General features: G+C 72.9%; 14 protein-coding genes. 4 read left to right on the top strand and 10 right to left on the bottom strand.

The window, feature by feature from the left end; all coding sequences use genetic code 11:
- Nucleotides 1-56: 56 nt before the first annotated feature.
- Nucleotides 57-1,844, top strand: coding sequence for an ABC transporter ATP-binding protein (locus tag AMIS_RS24920; RefSeq protein ID WP_231859076.1), 1,788 nt, complete (start codon nucleotides 57-59; stop codon nucleotides 1,842-1,844).
- Between the two features lie 166 nt (nucleotides 1,845-2,010).
- Here the strand turns inward: AMIS_RS24920 and AMIS_RS24915 are convergent, their stop codons facing one another.
- The 5 genes from AMIS_RS24915 to AMIS_RS24895 are packed head-to-tail and all read right to left on the bottom strand — an operon-like array spanning nucleotide 2,011 to nucleotide 7,409.
- Nucleotides 2,011-2,793, bottom strand: a complete 783-nt coding sequence (locus tag AMIS_RS24915) for an SDR family NAD(P)-dependent oxidoreductase (protein ID WP_014445177.1) — start codon at nucleotides 2,791-2,793, stop codon at nucleotides 2,011-2,013.
- The gene (locus AMIS_RS24910; RefSeq protein WP_014445176.1) at nucleotides 2,790-3,980 is read right to left on the bottom strand and encodes a serine hydrolase domain-containing protein; all 1,191 of its coding nucleotides are present in this window, start codon (nucleotides 3,978-3,980) and stop codon (nucleotides 2,790-2,792) included. Before AMIS_RS24910 ends, AMIS_RS24915 begins: the two co-directional genes overlap by 4 nt.
- Nucleotides 3,977-4,951 (bottom strand): aromatase/cyclase, encoded by a 975-nt coding sequence (locus AMIS_RS24905; RefSeq protein WP_014445175.1) that lies wholly within the window; start codon nucleotides 4,949-4,951, stop codon nucleotides 3,977-3,979. Before AMIS_RS24905 ends, AMIS_RS24910 begins: the two co-directional genes overlap by 4 nt.
- Nucleotides 4,948-6,147 (bottom strand): ketosynthase chain-length factor, encoded by a 1,200-nt coding sequence (locus AMIS_RS24900; RefSeq protein WP_014445174.1) that lies wholly within the window; start codon nucleotides 6,145-6,147, stop codon nucleotides 4,948-4,950. Before AMIS_RS24900 ends, AMIS_RS24905 begins: the two co-directional genes overlap by 4 nt.
- On the bottom strand, nucleotides 6,144-7,409 hold the full coding sequence (locus AMIS_RS24895) for a beta-ketoacyl-[acyl-carrier-protein] synthase family protein (protein ID WP_014445173.1): 1,266 nt from the start codon (nucleotides 7,407-7,409) through the stop codon (nucleotides 6,144-6,146). The genes AMIS_RS24900 and AMIS_RS24895 overlap by 4 nt, the downstream gene beginning before the upstream one ends.
- A 176-nt stretch (nucleotides 7,410-7,585) precedes the next feature.
- Here AMIS_RS24895 and AMIS_RS24890 point away from each other — a divergent pair, with 176 nt between their 5' ends.
- Complete coding sequence (locus AMIS_RS24890) at nucleotides 7,586-8,719, top strand: nucleotide disphospho-sugar-binding domain-containing protein (protein WP_014445172.1); 1,134 nt, start codon at nucleotides 7,586-7,588, stop codon at nucleotides 8,717-8,719.
- 84 nt (nucleotides 8,720-8,803) lie between these two features.
- On the opposite strand, the gene AMIS_RS24885 is transcribed toward AMIS_RS24890, so the two are convergent.
- From AMIS_RS24885 to AMIS_RS24865, 5 genes are read right to left on the bottom strand one after another with little or no spacing between them, the layout of a single operon-like run.
- Nucleotides 8,804-9,802, bottom strand: coding sequence for an NAD-dependent epimerase/dehydratase family protein (locus AMIS_RS24885; protein ID WP_014445171.1), 999 nt, complete (start codon nucleotides 9,800-9,802; stop codon nucleotides 8,804-8,806).
- Nucleotides 9,799-10,392, bottom strand: a complete 594-nt coding sequence (locus AMIS_RS24880) for a dTDP-4-dehydrorhamnose 3,5-epimerase family protein (protein ID WP_014445170.1) — start codon at nucleotides 10,390-10,392, stop codon at nucleotides 9,799-9,801. The genes AMIS_RS24885 and AMIS_RS24880 overlap by 4 nt, the downstream gene beginning before the upstream one ends.
- Nucleotides 10,389-11,153, bottom strand: a complete 765-nt coding sequence (locus AMIS_RS24875) for a class I SAM-dependent DNA methyltransferase (RefSeq protein WP_083888692.1) — start codon at nucleotides 11,151-11,153, stop codon at nucleotides 10,389-10,391. The genes AMIS_RS24880 and AMIS_RS24875 overlap by 4 nt, the downstream gene beginning before the upstream one ends.
- 41 nt (nucleotides 11,154-11,194) lie before the next feature.
- Nucleotides 11,195-12,319 (bottom strand): DegT/DnrJ/EryC1/StrS family aminotransferase, encoded by a 1,125-nt coding sequence (locus AMIS_RS24870; protein ID WP_014445168.1) that lies wholly within the window; start codon nucleotides 12,317-12,319, stop codon nucleotides 11,195-11,197.
- A complete protein-coding gene (locus AMIS_RS24865; RefSeq protein WP_014445167.1) occupies nucleotides 12,316-13,674 on the bottom strand; it encodes an NDP-hexose 2,3-dehydratase family protein in 1,359 nt (452 codons plus the stop codon). Before AMIS_RS24865 ends, AMIS_RS24870 begins: the two co-directional genes overlap by 4 nt.
- A gap of 285 nt (nucleotides 13,675-13,959) precedes the next feature.
- On the opposite strand from AMIS_RS24865, the gene AMIS_RS24860 reads away from it, so the two are divergent.
- Both AMIS_RS24860 and AMIS_RS24855 read left to right on the top strand, forming a co-directional pair.
- Complete coding sequence (locus tag AMIS_RS24860; protein ID WP_231859075.1) at nucleotides 13,960-15,069, top strand: serine hydrolase domain-containing protein; 1,110 nt, start codon at nucleotides 13,960-13,962, stop codon at nucleotides 15,067-15,069.
- 27 nt (nucleotides 15,070-15,096) lie between these two features.
- The gene (locus AMIS_RS24855) at nucleotides 15,097-16,290 is read left to right on the top strand and encodes a nucleotide disphospho-sugar-binding domain-containing protein (RefSeq protein WP_014445165.1); all 1,194 of its coding nucleotides are present in this window, start codon (nucleotides 15,097-15,099) and stop codon (nucleotides 16,288-16,290) included.
- The last annotated feature ends 66 nt before the right edge of the window (nucleotides 16,291-16,356 follow it).

The following is a 16,356-nucleotide window of genomic DNA, read 5'->3' as shown; positions in this document are numbered from 1 at the left end:
TGGAGCGCCGATCGAGGGCGTTTGACTGCGTCGCCGACACGGGATTCGGTAGGAAAATGCCTTTCACCGAAACCGGTCCTGCCCTGCCCCGGCTACGTCTGCTTCTGACTTTCATGGCGCCGCACCGCCGTACGATGGTGCTCGGTCTCGTTCTCGGCCTGCTGGCCAACGCGGCCGGCCTCGCCACTCCGCTCGTCACCAAATGGGTGCTCGACACCCTGGAGGACCGCGAGCCGATGTCCGAGCCGCTGAGTGCCCTGATCCTGCTGGTCTTCCTCGGCGCCGGGATCTCGCTGTGGCAGTGGCGGCTGCTCGGCACCCTGGCCGAGCGCATCGTGCTGGACGCCCGGACCTCCATGATCAGTCGCTATCTCCGGGCCCGCGTCGGGGAGCTGCAACGCCGGTCCAGCGGTGAGCTGGTCACCCGCGTAACCTCGGACACCGGCCTGCTGCACGAGGCCTCCGGCAGCATCGTGGGGCTGATCAACAGCGGCGTCGCGCTCGCCGGGACGCTCCTGCTGATGGGTGTGCTCGACGTCGTGCTGCTCGCCTGCACGGCCGGCGCGGTTCTCGTCGTCGGCGCGGTGATGGCCGCGCTGATGCCGTCGATCGCGAAGGCGCAGGCGTCCGCCCAGGAGTCGGTGGGGCAGCTCGGTGGCTCTCTCGAAGCGGCGCTGCGGGCCATCCGCACGGTGAAGGCCAGCCGCGCGGAGGACCGGCTCGGCGCGTCCGTCACGGCTGACGCGCGCGACGCCGCGGCCCACAGTGTGCGGGCGGCGCGCATCACCGCCTCGGTGTGGACGATCGCGTGGACCGGCATCCAGCTCTCGGTGATCGTGGTGCTCGGCATCGGCGCCTGGCGCGCGCAACTGGGCCTGCTGGAGGTGTCCGGCCTGATCGCCTTCCTGCTGTACGCGTTCCAGTTGCTCGGCCCGATCACCGAGCTGACCCAGAACGTCACGGCGTTGCAGGCCGGCATCGCCGCGGCCGGGCGGATCCGCGAGATCGAGGCGATCGAGGTGGAGCCGGCGGCGCCGCTGCTCGCCGCGGACCCGGCGCCCGGCCCGCCGGACGGACCGGTGCTGCGGCTGCGCGGGATCACCGCCGGCTACGACCCGGACGCGCTGCCGGCCGTCGCCGGCATCGACCTGGACATCCCCCGGCGCGGGCACATCGCGCTGGTCGGGCCGTCGGGCGCCGGCAAGACCACGCTGTTCTCCCTGTTGCTGCGCTTCCTGGAGCCGTCCGAGGGGGAGTTGCTGCTGGACGGCCGGCCGTATCGGGCGTACACGCACGAGGAGGTGCGGTCCCGGTTCGCCTACGTCGAACAGGAGGCGCCGGTGGTGCCCGGCACGATCCGCGACAACCTGCTCTTCACCCATCCGGAAGCCACCGATGAGGAGCTGCACGCGGCGCTGGCCGCGGTGCGGCTGAGCGCCAAGGTGGCCGCCCTGCCCGACGGTGTCGACACGCGGGTGGGGCCGACCGATCTCTCCGGTGGGCAGCGGCAGCGCCTCGCGGTGGCCCGGGCACTCCTGCGCGAACCCGAGGTGCTGCTGCTGGACGAGGCGACCGCGCAGGTGGACGGCCTGCTGGAGGCCACCGTGCAGGAGACGGTACGCCGCCGCGGCGAGACCGGCGCGGTGGTGACCATCGCGCACCGGCTGTCGACCGTCCTGGACGCCGACCGGATCGTCGTGATGGACGAGGGGCGGGTCCGGGCGGCGGGCACACACGCCGAGCTGATGAGCTCCGACGAGCTGTACCGCGGGCTGGTGGAATCGCTGCGGATCGCCGGAGACGGGGTCGTCGACCGGCCCTCCAGTGAGCTTGTAGGGCCCTGAGCGAGAGTAGTTCTCGAGCCCGGTGATCCCGGCAGCGAACGAGAGAGGTGCCCGGTCCACGAGACCGGGCACCTCTCTCGTGTACCGGGTTGCCCGGAATGCCCCCGGGGGACAGCGAAGCAGGTCCCGGCCGGCGGCCGGGACCTGCTTGTACGTGCGGCGCGGGTCAGTAGTTGCCGAGACCACCGCAGACGTTCATGGCCTGTGCGGTCACCGCGTCGGCCGCCGGGGACACCAGATAGCCGACCATGGCGGCCACCTCGGACGGCTGCACGTAACGGCCGAGCGGCACCCGCGCGTTGACCCGGGTGCGCACCTCCTCGGTGGAGACGTCCCACATCGCGGCGTAGACGTCCCGGACCCGCTCGGCCATCGGCGTCTCCACGAAGCCCGGGCAGACCGCGTTGACTGTCACGCCGGTCTTGGCCAGCTCCAGGCCGAGCGCCTTGGTCAGCCCCACCACACCGTGCTTCGAGGCCGAGTACGGCGCGCCGTGCACCACGCCTTGCTTGCCGCCGGTGGACGCGATGTTGACGATCCGGCCCCAGCCACGGTCCAGCATGCCGCCGTGGTTGAGCACCTCCCGGGTCACCAGGAACACGCCGTGCAGGTTGGTGTTGATCACGTCGTACCAGAGCTCGTCACTGATCTCCCGGGTGACGCCGCCGCCGGAGCGGCCGGCGTTGTTCACCAGCGCCGCGAGCGGGCCGAAACGCGCGGTCGCGGCCCGGACCAGGGCGCGCACGTCGGCGGGAGAGGTGACGTCACAGGTCTGGCCGTCCACGGTGAGGCCCTCGTCCGTCAGGCTCTTCACCGTCTCGGCCAGCACGTCCGGGCGCCGGGCGCCGATGTAGACCTGCCAGCCGGCGCCGGCCAGATGCCGGGTGACCTCCAGGCCGATGCCGCTCGTCGCACCGGTCACCAGCGCGACCTTGTTCTCTCCGGTCATCTCGGTCGTACCTCTCTGTCGTGGTCGCCGGTGTCGGCACCGGCACTGGCATAGACGGCCTCGACCAGGCGGCGGGCCCGGTCGCTGATCCGGCCGACGGTCGCGGACCCGGCGTTGCGCACGTACGCGAACGCCAGCTCGTGATCGGGGTCGGCGAAGGTGAACACGCCGTTGGCGCCGTCGAACCCGAACGCGCCGCCCAGGCCGGCCGCCGCCGGGAAGACCGGGCTGTCGGCCACCTGCATGCCGAGACCCCAGGCGGCCGGCAGCCGGGTGATCAGGCAGGTGCCCTGCGAGTGGACCCGGCGGATCCGCGCCACCGTGGCCGGCCCGACCAGGCGGAAGCCGCCGACCGGGCCGAGGAACGACGCGAAGTAACGGGCCAGGGACTGCGCGCTCGCCAGGCCACCGTACGAGGGGTCCTCGACGGACGGGTCCAACGCGTCCGGCAGCGCCATCGTGCCCACCGACGCCCGGTAGGTCAGCGACGACTTGTCGCCGAGCGCCACCAGCAGCGGGTTCTCGTCGCCGGGCGCGGCGCCGTCCATCAGCTGCTCGGCGCGGGACTCGAGCATCGCGGCGAGATGCGCGGCACCCGGGTCGGGCAGGCCGATGTGGCAGTCCAGGCCGAGCGGCGCGGCTATCTCGCGGGCGAAGTACTCGCCGACGGTCCGGCCGGTGCGCCGCCGGATAATCTCGCTGACCAGATGGCCGTACGTGGCGGCGTGGTAGGCGAACGCGGTGTCCGGCTCCCACTCCGGGCGGGCCGCGGCGAGCGCCCGGGCGATCGGTGTGTGCGCGCGCAGGTGCTCCGGAGTGATCGGATCGTGGTCCAGGCACACCACCCCGGACCGCTGGGCGAGCACCATCCGTGCGGTGACGCGGTCCTTGCCGTGCGCCGCGAACTCCGGCCAGTACCGGGCGATCGGGGCGTCCAGGTCCACCACACCCCGTTCGGCGAGGTGCAGCAGCGCCCCGGTGACCAGCGCCTTGGTCGGGGAGGCCAGCACCGCGAGGGTGTCCGGCCGCCACGGGTCGGTGCGCTCGGCGTCGGCGTGGCCGTCCCACAGGTCCACCACCGGCCGGCCGCGGTGGTAGACGCAGACCGCGGCGCCCACCTCGTCGCCGGCGGCGAAGTTCTCATCGAACGCGCGCCGCACCCCGGCGAACGCCGGCTCGGTGATCACCGAGCCGCCGCGGCGTGGGCGAGCGTGCTGCGGCTGTTGCGGCTCAGCGCCTCCCGGATGTGGTTCCGCGCGTCGGCCAGCGTGGCGTCCGCGCCGAGGAGCTCGGGCACCGCCGCCGGGTTCAGCGCGACGGTGTGTTCCGCGGCGATCCGGGTGCCGCCGTCGTGCTCGGTGAACTCCCACCGGCCACTGTGCCCGAGCAGCATCTTCGGTGGCAGCAACTGCTTGTAGACGATGCGCCGGCCCGGCGTGCAAACCCGGACCGACCGGGTGGTGTGCGCCGAGCCGTCGGCGGTCACGGTGTCCATCTCCATCACCTGGATGCCCGGCTCGTCCTCGGTCAGCAGCACCCGGCCGACGTGCGGCAGCCGTTGCGGCCACAGGTCGCTGCGGTTGACGAAGTCGTACGCGTCCGCCGCGGGTGCGGCCGTGTCCACCGTGTCGGTGAACGAGAACACCAGCTCGTCGACGGGGTGCCCGAGTTCGGCGATCCGGGCCAGCGCGGCCAGCTCCTTCTCGCTGTTGGTGTCCAGCGCCCGGTCCGCCCACTCCAGCGTGGCCGGCGTGTCGTCGGTGAGGGCGAAGTCGTGGCGCAGCACGATCCGGGTCCCGCCGGTGGGCAGCGACTGGAACTCCCAGCCGCCGCGCATTGCGGTGAACGGCGCGGTGGTGTGCTCCTGGGCGAAGCCGATCCGCCGTCGCCGGGGATCCAGTTCGCGGCGGGACTGCCAGGTGCGTACCCCGGCGCCGACGGTGGCCCAGATCTGGAAGCGCTCGGTGTGCTCACCGTGTTCGAGCTGCCCGTGTTCCAGCAGCCGTACGTACACGGTGGGTTCGAAGACCGCCGGCCAGCGCCGCACGTCGGCGGCGAGCGAGTACAGCGCGTCCGCGGAGGCGGTCGAGATCAGGGTGTGCTCGCGGTGGTGCCGCGGTGTCCGGGGCTGGGTCATCTGCCCGTCCTCTCTGCTCATGCTCGGTACGTACGGATGACGACCGCCGCGTTGAAGCCCCACCGGCCGCGGGCCAGCACCAGGGCCGTGGAGACCGGCCCGGTCCGCGGCTCGCCGACCAGGTCGATGCCGTGCGCCGGGTCCAGGCCGGCGATGTCCGGGCTGCCCGGCACCACACCGTCGCGGATGCTGAGCAGGGCGGCGGCCACGTCGAGCGGCCCACCGCCGGAGAACAGCCGTCCGGTCAGCGATTTGGGGGCGGTCACCGGCACGCCGCGGTCGCCGAAGACGCCGCGGATCGCTGCCGCCTCCTGCCGGTCCAGTTCCGGCACGCCGGCCGCGTCGGCGAAGACCACGTCGACGTCGCGGGGAGCGACACCGGCGTCGGCGAGCGCCATCTCCGCGGCCCGGCGCAGGCCCGGTGGACGGCCGGCGCCGGGGGGCGGGTCGAACGTGGACGCGTATCCGGCGATCATCCCGTACGCGGCGCCCCCGCCTCTGCGCTGGAAGGCCGCGGCGTCCTCGATGATCAGGATGGCGCCGCCCTCGCCGGGCACGTGCCCGTCAGCGTCGGTGTGGAACGGGCGGTAGCCGGAGGCGCTGACCCGACCGCTGGACAGGTGCGACGACCAGCCCCACGAGTCGAGCGCCGAATCCACCCCGCCCGCCACCGCCATCGCCGACCCGGACCGGATGGTGCGCCGGGCGTGCCCGACGGCGTCCAGGCCGCCGGCCTGCTCGGCGACCAGCGCGCAACTCGGCCCGCGCATGCCGTAGCGGATCGAGATCTGGCCGGTGTTCACGGCGTAGAACCAGGCGAAGGACTCGTAGACGCTGACGTACCCGGGGCCCTTGGACCACAGGTTCCGCAGCTCGTCGTGGGTGTAGCCGAATCCGCCGAGCGCGTTGGCGGTGACCACGCTCATCTCGTAGTCGACCAGCTCGGCGGGATCCAGGGCGGCGTCGGCCAGGGCCCAGCCGGCCGCGGCCAGTGCGTACCGGGTCGAGATGTCGGTCTGCGGCAGCAGCCGGGCCGGCAGGTGCTGCCGCGGGTCGAAGTCACGGACCTGCCCGGCGAGGCGGGCGCGGAGCCGGGTGCTGTCGAAACCGGTCAGCTCCGCGATCCCGCTGCGTCCCTCCAGAGTCGCCTTCCAGAACTCGCCGGCGCCGAGGCCGTTGGGGGCCACCACCCCGATTCCGGTCACCACCGCGGTCATCGGTCTCCTCCGGTACGTGTCAGCACCACCGCGCTCTGGAATCCGCCGAACCCGCTGCCCACGCTGAGCACGGTGTCCACCCGTTGCTCACGGGCGGTGAGCGGCACGTAGTCGAGGTCGCACTCCGGATCGCGTTCGTGCAGATTCGCGGTGGGCGGCACCACCTGGTGCTCGATCGCCAGGGCGCAGGCGGCCAGTTCGATCGCGCCGACCGCGCCGAGCGAGTGCCCGACCATCGACTTGATCGAGCTGACCGGCGTCCGGTACGCGTGCTCGCCCAGCGCGCGTTTGAAGGCGGCGGTCTCGTGCCTGTCGTTCTGCTTGGTGGCCGAGCCGTGCGCGTTGACGTAGTGCACGTCGGTGGGGTCGTGCCGGCCGTCGTCGAGGGCGGCGGTGATCGCGGCCGCCATCTCCCGGCCGTCGGGCTTGAGGCCGGTCATGTGGTACGCGTTCGACCGGGTGGCGTACCCGCTCAGCTCGGCGTAGACGTGGGCGCCGCGGGCCAGCGCGTGCGCGCGCTCCTCCAGCACGAACATCGCCGAGCCCTCGGCCAGCACGAACCCGTTGCGGGTGGCGTCGAACGGACGGGAGGCGTGCTCCGGGTCGTCGTTGCGGGGCGTGGTCGCCCGGATAGCGTCGAAGCTGGCCACCACGATGGGCGTGATCGGCGCGTCGGTGGCGCCGGTGACCATGACGTCGGCCGCGCCCTCGCGGATGAGCTGGGCGGCGTGTCCCACCGCGTCCAGCCCCGAGGTGCAGCCGTTGGAGATCATGGTGACCGGGCCCTCGGCGCCGACCGTCCAGGCCACCTCGGCCGGCATGATCCCGGGCGTCATGTGGTCGAACATGTGCGGGGACAGATAATCGGGGTCGACCTCGCGGGCACGGCCGGAGTCCGACATCACCACGTACTCGTTGTCGAGGCTGGTGGCGGCGGCGACCGCACTGCCCAGAACCACCCCGATCCGGTACGGGTCGAGCCGGTCCACGGCGAGACCGCTGGCGGCGACCGCGGACCTGGCACAGACGACGGCGAGCTGGGCCGCCCGGTCCATCCGCCGGATCTCGCGGGCGGAGAGCCCCTCGGCCGCCGGGTCGAAGTCACACTCCCCGGCGATCTGGGACCGGAACGGCGCGGGGTCGAAGAAGCTGATACGGCGGGTGGCGCTGCGGCCGGAGGTCAGCAGGTCCCAGAATTCTCCGGTTCCGGCTCCGCCCGGTGCGCGAACCCCGATTCCGGTCAGCACGACACGACGGGACATCGCAATCCTTCCTGGAAGGTGCTGCCCAGGGTGTGCCGGTCGGCTGGAGGACAACTCGAAGGCCGCTATGGGACGCCATCTCCGGGGCGGTTCCGCCCGGACTCCAGCCCGGGCGGCGAAGCTCGGCGGATCCGCCGGACCGCCCGGCGGTCCCCGCGAGGAGATCGGATGACCGGATGAGGGTTCTGTTCCTGACCGGCGGCAGCCCGGCGACCGTGTTCGCCGTGGCGCCGCTGGCCGCCGCCACCCGGCTGGCCGGCCACGACGTGCTGGTGGCCGCGCCGGCAGACATGACGCCGATGGTCACCGGCGTCGGCCTGCCGGCCGTGGCGATCACCGGCGGCGCCATGCTCGACTTCATGTTCATCGACCGTTCCGGGCGCCGGCTGACGCTGCCGGCGGACCCGGCCGAGCGGGTGGTGTTCAACGGCCACGGATTCGGCCGGCTGGCCGCCGCGAGCCTGCCCGCGCTCGAGGAGCTCGCCGCCTCCTGGCGTCCGGACCTGGTCGTCGGCGGCTCGCTCTGCTACGCGGCCGGGCTGCTCGCGGCCAAGCTGGGCGTGCCGTACGTGCGGCACACCTGGGATCTGGGTGAGCCTCCCGAGATGGACCGGGGCGCCGCCGCCGAGCTCGCCACCGAGCTGGCCGCGCTGGGCCGCACCGAGCTGAGCGTCCCGGACCTGTGGGTGGACATCTGCCCGCCGGCTCTGCGGGCGCCCGGCCTGCCCGGCCCCCGGCAGAACATGCGGTTCACCCCGGTCAACCTGCAGCGTCCGCTCGAACCGTGGATGTACCGGGCCGCCCGGCGCCGGGTGTGCGTCACCCTGGGCAGCCGGGTCACGGGGGCGGACGAGATCGCGCACCTGACCGAGCTGATCACCATGGTCGGCAGCCTGGACGTGGAGATCGTCGTGGCGGCGCCGGAGCCGGTCGCCGCCGCCCTGCGCGAGGGGGGCGTCCCGGCGGCGCACGCCGGATGGCTGCCGCTGGACGTCATCCTGCCGACCTGCCGGGTGCTGGTGCACCACGGCGGCGGGCAGAGCGCGCTGAACGCGCTGCGGGCCGGCGTCGCGCAACTGCTGCTCCCGGACATCCCGAAGATGGTCGAGCCGTGCGAGCGAATCGCGCGGCACGGCTCGGCGGTCGTGCTGGTGGGGGAGGAGCAGAGCGCCGGGCGGATCACGGCGGCCGTGGCGGACCTGGTGAGCGCGGACTCCTACACGCGGCGGGCGCGGGACGTGCGGGCCGAGATGGCGGCGCAGCCGGCGGCGGCCGAGGTGGTCGGAGTCCTGGAGCGTCTGGTGCGATGAGCCGGTCCGGCCCGGCCGGGCGCCCACCCAGCGGTTCAGGGTGGGCGCCCGGCCTCTGTCTCGGTCTCTGTCTCGGCCTCTGTCTCAGTCTCGGTCTCGGTCTCGGCCGGCAAGGGCTTCGACGGTACGGTCGAGAGCGTCCTCGATCGGAACGGTGCACCGCCATCCGGTGGCTTTCATGAACGCGGCCGGATCGATGTCGACGCTGCGGAAGTCCGACTCCTCCGCATGCGCCGGCGGTGGCACCGACCGCACCGGTACCGGCGGCCGCCCGGTGCGCCGGGCGACGGACGCGGCGATCGACCGGAACACCTCGCCGAGCGGCCGGGCCTGTCCGGTGCCGATCAGATAGTGCCGCCCGGCCAGCGCGTCGGCGTGGCCGATCGCGGCGCGGAAGGCCCGGACGGCGTCGTCGACGAAGAGCAGGTCCCGCCGCACGGTGCCGTCGTGCCACATGGTCAGCGGCTCCCCGGCCAGCGCCCGCCGCGCCATCGTGCTCACGATCCCCCGGTCGTCGGCGGTGGACGCTGCGGCCGGCCCGAACACCGGTGGCAGCCGCACGCTGACCGCCCGCAGCCGGCCGGCCGCGGTGGCCTGCTTGAGGATCAGCTCGGCGGCGTGCTTCTGCCGGTCGTAGACGCCTTGCGGGTGGTCCGGCTCGGTGCCGTCGAGCGGGCGGTCACCGATCTTGCCGACCTGCGTGTTGCTGCCCGGGAACACCACGACCGGCGGCCGGCCCCGGACCGGGCCGAGCGCGCCGGCCAGCTCGTCGATCAGATCCACGTTGGTGCGCCGGGCGGGCTCGTCGTCCTCGGTGATCCGCCACCCCGACGCGCCACGGATCCGGGCCGCGAAGGGCAGCACCACGTCCGCGCCGGCCACCGCGCCGGCCAGGACGCCCGGCGCGAGGAGGTCCGCGCGCCGGGTCTCGACGATCGCGGACCCGCCGGCCGGCACGGCGACCGGCCGGCGGGCCACCACCCGCAGCCGGACGGGCTGCCGGGCCAGGGCGGCGGTCACCGCGGAGCCGAGGAAGCCGGTCGCGCCCAGCACCACGATCAGCGGACGGTCGGCGGCGGTCACGCCGCGTCCGCCAGCAGGCAGTCCCGGTACGCCGGCAGCAGGTCACGCTCGCGAGCCTGCGCCAGCGTCGGCGCGGTCCGGTCCCGTTCCGACAGCACCGGGACCAGGCCGGGCGGCAGCTCCAGGCCCAGCTCCGGGTCGAGGGGGTGCACCGCCCGCTCCTTGTCGGCGGTGTACGCCGCCGACAGCAGGTAGGTCATCGTGGTGTCGTCGCGCAGCGACACGAACAGGTGGCCCACCCCGGACGGCAGGTACACGGCGGTCCCGTTCTCCGGGTCCAGCGGGATGACGTCCGTCCGGCCGAACGTCGGGGAGCCGCGCCGCAGGTCGATGACGTAATCCAGGGCCATGCCGCGCGTGCAGAACACGTACTTCGCCATCGACACCGGCAGGGCGGTGAAGTGCACGCCGCGTACGACACCGCGACGGGACCGGCTGACGCTGGACTGCCGGACTCCGAAGAGCGGGCGGCCCAGCACCTCGGCCACGGAGTCCTCCTGCAGCGGCGAGCAGAACGTGCCGCGGTCGTCGGCGAACACCTCCGGCGTGAACGCGAAGGCGCCCGCGACGGCGAGCTCGCGCGCCTTCATCGCCGGACCCCGGCGAACAGGCCCGGTCCGGCGGCGTCCGGCCGCAGGTAGTCGGCCCGGAACCCGGCGGCGTGGAACGCCCGTTCGTAGTCGGCCCGGTCGAAGAGCGACATCACATGGGTGTCGGTGAAGTGCTCGATACCGGCGCCGGAAGCGGCGACGACGTAGTGGACGTCCATCCGGCTGGTGCCGCCCCGGCGCACCGTGTGCGAGACCCGGGAGATCCGGCGCTCGCCGGCGGTGACGACGTCCGCGCCGACCCAGCCGTCCCGGAAGGTGTCCGGGAACCACCACGGCTCGATGATCAGCACACCGTCCGGCGCCACGTGGGCGGCCAGGTTCGTGACGGCTCGGTCCAGTTCGGTGCGGCCGCACACGTACCCGATGGAGCTGAACATGCAGATCACCGCGTCGAACGTGCGGTCCAGCCGGAAGTCGCGCATGTCGCCGCGGTGCAGCTCGACGCCGGGCGCGTGCCGCGCCGCGACCGCCAGCATCTCGGCCGACAGGTCGACGCCGACGACCTCGCCGAAGGACGCCGCCAGCTCCCGCAGGTGCGAGCCGGTGCCGCAGGCCACGTCGAGCAGGGAGGTGGCGCCCGGCGCGTGGCCGGCGATCAGGGCGCGGACCGCGTCGGCCTCGGCGCGGTAGTCCTTGCCCCGGGCGTGGTAGAAGTCGTGGTAGACGTCGGCGCGCTGGTAGATCCCGGTGTCGGTGTCGGTGTGAGTGTCGGTGCTGGTCTGGTCGGTGGTGGCCGGCATGGCGGCTCCCTTCGTCGCGGTGGTGGGTACGCCGATGGTTGTCACAGCGTGCGGATCACGTCGTGGAGGGCGTCGATAACCCGGTCCTGCAGCGCGGGCTCCAGCGACGGGTACATCGGCAGCGAGAAGATCTGCCCGGCGAGCCGCTCGGTGACCGGCAGCGCGCCGCGCGGCACGCCCAGGTGGGCGAACCCGCTCATGGTGTGCACCGGCCACGGGTAGCTGATGTTGAGCGAGATGTCGTGCCGCTCGGCGAGGGCCTCGATGATCCGGTCACGCTGCGAGTGACGCACGACGTAGACGTAGTAGACGTGCTCGTTGCCCGGGGCGACGACCGGAAGCTCCAGCCCGCCGTCGCCGCACAGGCCGGCCAGACCCTCGGCGTACCGCCGGGCCACCTCCCGGCGCTGCTTGACGTAACCGTCGAGCCGGGTCAGTTTGCGGCGCAGGATCTCGGCCTGCACCTCGTCGAGGCGGCTGTTGTGCCCGGGCGTCCGCACCACGTAGTAGGTCTTCTCCATGCCGTAGTAGCGCAGCCGCCGCAGCGCGGCCTCCACACCGGCGTCCGCGGTGACCACGGCGCCGCCGTCGCCGTACGCACCGAGCACCTTGGTGGGGTAGAAGGAGAACGCCGCGGCGTCGCCGAACGTGCCGGCCGTCCGCCCACCGGCACGTGCCCCGTGTGCCTGCGCGCAGTCCTCGACGATCCGCAGGTCGTGTTTCGCGGCGATGCGGAGCAGGGGCGCCATGTCCACGCACTGCCCGTACAGATGCACCGGCACGATGGCCCGGGTGCGCGGCGTGATCGCGGCCTCGACCTGACCGACGTCCATGAGATAGTCGTCGGCGCGCACGTCGACGAAGACCGGGACGGCGCCGATCTCGTCGATGGCCACGACGGTCGGGGCCGCGGTGTTGGACACGGTGATGACCTCGTCGCCGCGGGTGACGCCGACGGCTTCCAGGGCGAGCTTCACCGCGTTGGTGCCGTTGTCCACTCCCACGCAGTGCCCGGCGCCGAGATAGGCGGCGAACTCGCGCTCGAACCCCTGCACGCTGTCACCGAGCACCAGCCGCCCGGAGCGGAAGACCTGGTCGACCGCCTCCAGGATGTCCTCCCGTTCCGACTCGTACTCCGCGAGGTAGTTCCATACGTAGGTGGTCACGGGGCGTCCTCCTGGTAGAAGCCGAAGATGGTGAGAAGGCACCTGGCCTCGACGTTGAGCAGGTTGCCGTAGCGGACGAACTCGGTGAGCTGCCGCAGCGTGATCCAGGCGAAGGTGGGCGGCGGGTCCAGCGGCACGTCGTCGCCGGCCTCGACCACGAGGTACCGGTTCTGTGCCTGATGGAACCGCCCGCCCTCCTCCGACAGCAGCCCGTCGAAGCGGACCCGCTCGGGTGGGGCGCCGAGCACGGCGTCCAGGAACATCGGGGCCCGCCCGGGCATCAGCCGGTAGCTGTCGGGCTGACACTGCACCGTCGGGGCGATCTCCACGCCGTCCAGCGCGCCGGTCTCCACCCGGGCCTGCACGAGCACGTGCAGCAGGCCGCCGATCCGGCGGACGAGGAACGCGATGACGCCCCGGCTGCGCGGCTCGAACATCGGCTGGTGCCAGCTGGTCACCTCGCGGCTGCTCGCCTGCACCGCGACGCCGATCACGTCGAAGTGCTGGCCGTGCTCGTGGGTGAGGATGCCGTCGCGGCGTGACCACCCGGACACCTGGGACAGCGGGATCCGGCGGCGGCGCAGGGTGCACCGGTTCTTCGCCTCGGTGAACCAGCTCAGCACCTCCTCGGTGGTGTGCCGGGCGCCGGTCTCCGCCGATTGGGAGCGAGCCACGGCGCCACGGAACGTCGCCGGGTCCGGGTCCGCACCCCGCAGGCTGGGGCCCACCGCGCCGGCCAGCACGCTGCGGGTGTCCATGTTGATCAGATTGGGCTCGCGCATCAGCGCGCTGATCTGGTCGAAGCTCAGCCAGCAGAAGTCGTCCAGCAGTGGCGGCTCGGCGCCGACCTGCACGATCATGTTGCGGTTGCGTTTGGACAGGAACCAGGACGCCTGCTCGGACTGGAGCGCGTCGTAGATCAGCCGGCCGGTGCGCGGCGCCAGGAAATGCTCCAGGTAGTCGACCGGCCGGCCGCCGTGCGCGCCGGTGAAGTTGCTCCGCGTGGCCTGCACGGTCGGCGACAACTGCAGGCCGTTGACGTTGCCCGGCTCCATCTTGGCCTGCAGCAGGCAGTGCGGTACGCCGTCGAACTCGCGGACCAGGATGCCCAGCACACCCTGCTCGGCCTGGTTGATGATCGGCTGCTGCCACGCGTCCACCTCCCGGCCGGAGGAGGTGACGTCGAGCCCTTCCACGGTGAAGAAGCGCCCGGTGTGATGGCCGAGGTCCCCGGTCTCCGGATCGGCGTGCCAGCCGTCGAGATCGTCGAGCGGGATCCGGGTGACGTCGAATTTCTGCGCCCGGCGCCGTTCGGCGAACCAGTCGCCGAACTCCACGAGATCGGAGAAAACCATGTGCCGGCCTTTCCTGACGAATTCATCCTCGCGGGGAAAAGAATGGGGAGACGGCGATGTGGCCGTATGCCGGCGATCGTGCCAGAGGAATCCATTTCCGGTAAGCGCGCTGCACCCCGCTCCTGGCTGTCCACGAGCGCGCCGCGACCGGTTCTCCAGTCCGACCCGGCTGCGGGCGGCGATGTTCGGGAGGCAATGGAGAAACTGTGCGCCCGTCCGGGCGGAAAGGTTGGCATGATGAATCCGATACCGCACGGCGGTACCGTCGAATTTCCCTTCGCTCCGGTGGCGCGCGCATTCGAGAGCAATTTCGCCGCCGGTGCCGAACACGGCGCCGCGGTCTGCGTCTATCACCGGGGCGTGCCGGTCGTCGACCTGTGGGGCGGCTGGGCGGACGAGGCCGGGACCGACCCGTGGCGCCCGGACACCCTCGGCGTGCTGGCCTCACCCACCAAGGCGCTGGTGACCGGCGCGGCGCTCCTGCTGGTCGAGCGCGGCCTGCTCGGCCTGGACACGCCGATGTCCGAGGTCTGGCCGGAGTTCGGCTCCCGCGGCAAGGAGAACGTCACGCTGCGGATGGTGCTCAGCCACCGCTCCGGCGTGGTCTGCCTGGACCACGACCCGATCACCGCGTACGGCCTGCGCACCCACACGCCGATCGTCGACGCGCTGGTCACCGCCCGGGCGGAGTGGGAGCCGGACACCGATTTCGGCTACCACGCCACCACCTTCGGGCACCTGATCAGCGAGCTGGTCCGGCGCCGTACCGGGCTGACCGTGGGCCGGTTCTTCGCCCGGGAGATCGCCGCGCCGCTCGACCTGAACTGCCACATCGGACTCACCGACCCGGCGTCGGCGCACCTGGCCCACATGATCGAGTCGAAGGCCGAGGAGCTGATGCGCGGCGAGGACCCCGGGGAGATCGAGGAGCTGCGCGATCCGGGCACCCTCACCTACCGGGCCACCCTGGCGAGCATGTCGCAGGAGCCGGCCGACCCCACCGTCGAGGACCCGTCGTACGGCGGGCTCGCCAGCGCGCGGTCGCTGGCCCGGTACTTCGCCTCGCTGATCGGCGAGGTCGACGGGTTCCGGCTGCTCAGCGCCGCCACCGTCGACGAAATGCGCAAGGTCCGCTCGAGCGGCATGTGCCAGGTGATGATGTCGCCGTGCTCCTGGGGGCTGGGCGTGCAGGTCCCGGACAGCCCGGTGTTCCCGGTGGACGCCGGGCTGAGCGGCGCCTTCGGGCTCAGCGGCGCCAACGGCGTGTTCACGTTCGCCGACCCGGAGCACGAGCTGGCCTTCGCCTACATACCGAACGCCGGGTCGGAGGCGATGGGCAGCATGGATCCGCGCAACCGCCGGCTCGTCGAGGCCGTCTACCGCTGCGTGCGCTGACGCGGCTCCCGACCGAAAGGAACGATCATGCGAATCCTGTTCCCGGCGGCGCCCGGCTACGGCCTGATGCTGCCCCTGGTGCCGCTCGTGCACGCGGCCCGCGCCGCCGGACACGAGGTGCTGGTTGCCACGACCGCGCACATGACGAGGGTGGCGGCCGACTCGGGCCTGCTGGTCACCGACGTCTTCCCGTCCCGCGACGTCGGCGAGGACCTGGTCGCCGGCAGCGCCGAGGGTGACCTGCCGGGCGGTTATCCGGAGCTGGTCCGCGAGATGCGCCCGTTCGAGCTGTTCACCCTGGCGATGACCGAGGGCACGATCGCGGCCGGCCGGGACTTCCGCGCGGACCTGGTGATCTACTGCTCGGACCACATGGCCGGCAAGCTGGCGAGCACGGCACTGGGCGTGCCGGCCGTCGAGGTCGGCAACCGGGTGTCCTGGTCGATGCGCGACCCCGAGTTCCGCGACGGCCGCGAGCACAACGCCCGGATGGGCGTGGTCTCCGAGCATGCGCCGGTGGTGCGTGACCTGCGCGCCCGGCTCGGGCTCGGCGACCGGGGACCGGACGTGGTGGCGCGCATCGATCCGCGTGCCCCGAGCTTCGGCGGCCTGACCGGCGAGGAGCCCGACGCGCGCGACGGCGTGCCGTGGCTGCCGATGCGCTACGTGCCGTACAACGGCGGAGGGGTGCTGCCGCCGTGGGCGATGCGGCCGCCGCGCCGGCCGCGGATCTGCCTCACCCTCGGCACCGTCGCGCCGCTGCTGCCCGGCGGTGGCGGCCTCGGCGTGCTGCTGGACGCGCTGGGCGGGCTGGACGCCGAGGTGATCCTCGCCGACGACGAGTCCGACCTGTCGGCGCACCGGCTGCCGGGCAACGTGCTGCCGGCCGGGTTCGTCCCGCTCAACGGCATCCTGCGCGACTGCGCGCTGGTGGTGCACCACGGTGGCTCCGGCACCACGGCCACCGCCCTGCACCACGGTGTTCCGCAACTGGTCGTCCCGGGCGGCGCGGACAACGAGCTGTGCGCCCGCAAGGTGGCCGAGAGCAAGGTGGGGCTGGCCCTGGCCCCGGCGGACGCCGACGCCGGCACGGTACGGGCGACGGCCGAGCAGATCCTGCGGGACGAGGCGTTCCGCTCCGCGGCGTCGGCCGTCCAAGCCGAGATCGCCGGGCAGCCGGCGCCCGCCGAGGTGCTGCGGCGGATCCTGCACGGCCGCTGACCACGTCCGGCCGTACGCGGGCGGAAAGGGGTGCCGTGCCGGACCGGCACGGCACCCCTTTAGCGC

Source organism: Actinoplanes missouriensis 431, from assembly GCF_000284295.1.
In the GTDB taxonomy this organism is placed as follows: domain Bacteria; phylum Actinomycetota; class Actinomycetes; order Mycobacteriales; family Micromonosporaceae; genus Actinoplanes; species Actinoplanes missouriensis.
Note: the sequence above shows the minus strand (reverse complement) of the source record. Positions and strands in the feature narration are given on the sequence as shown.

Excerpts from the sequence above, each read along its gene's own strand:
- AMIS_RS24920 (WP_231859076.1), top strand. The coding sequence starts at position 57 with ATGCCTTTCACCGAAACCGGTCCTGCCCTGCCCCGGCTACGTCTGCTT.
- AMIS_RS24915 (WP_014445177.1), bottom strand. The coding sequence starts at position 2,793 with ATGACCGGAGAGAACAAGGTCGCGCTGGTGACCGGTGCGACGAGCGGC.
- AMIS_RS24905 (WP_014445175.1), bottom strand. The coding sequence starts at position 4,951 with ATGAGCAGAGAGGACGGGCAGATGACCCAGCCCCGGACACCGCGGCAC.
- AMIS_RS24900 (WP_014445174.1), bottom strand. The coding sequence starts at position 6,147 with ATGACCGCGGTGGTGACCGGAATCGGGGTGGTGGCCCCCAACGGCCTC.
- AMIS_RS24895 (WP_014445173.1), bottom strand. The coding sequence starts at position 7,409 with ATGTCCCGTCGTGTCGTGCTGACCGGAATCGGGGTTCGCGCACCGGGC.
- AMIS_RS24890 (WP_014445172.1), top strand. The coding sequence starts at position 7,586 with ATGAGGGTTCTGTTCCTGACCGGCGGCAGCCCGGCGACCGTGTTCGCC.
- AMIS_RS24880 (WP_014445170.1), bottom strand. The coding sequence starts at position 10,392 with ATGAAGGCGCGCGAGCTCGCCGTCGCGGGCGCCTTCGCGTTCACGCCG.
- AMIS_RS24875 (WP_083888692.1), bottom strand. The coding sequence starts at position 11,153 with ATGCCGGCCACCACCGACCAGACCAGCACCGACACTCACACCGACACC.
- AMIS_RS24865 (WP_014445167.1), bottom strand. The coding sequence starts at position 13,674 with ATGGTTTTCTCCGATCTCGTGGAGTTCGGCGACTGGTTCGCCGAACGG.
- AMIS_RS24855 (WP_014445165.1), top strand. The coding sequence starts at position 15,097 with ATGCGAATCCTGTTCCCGGCGGCGCCCGGCTACGGCCTGATGCTGCCC.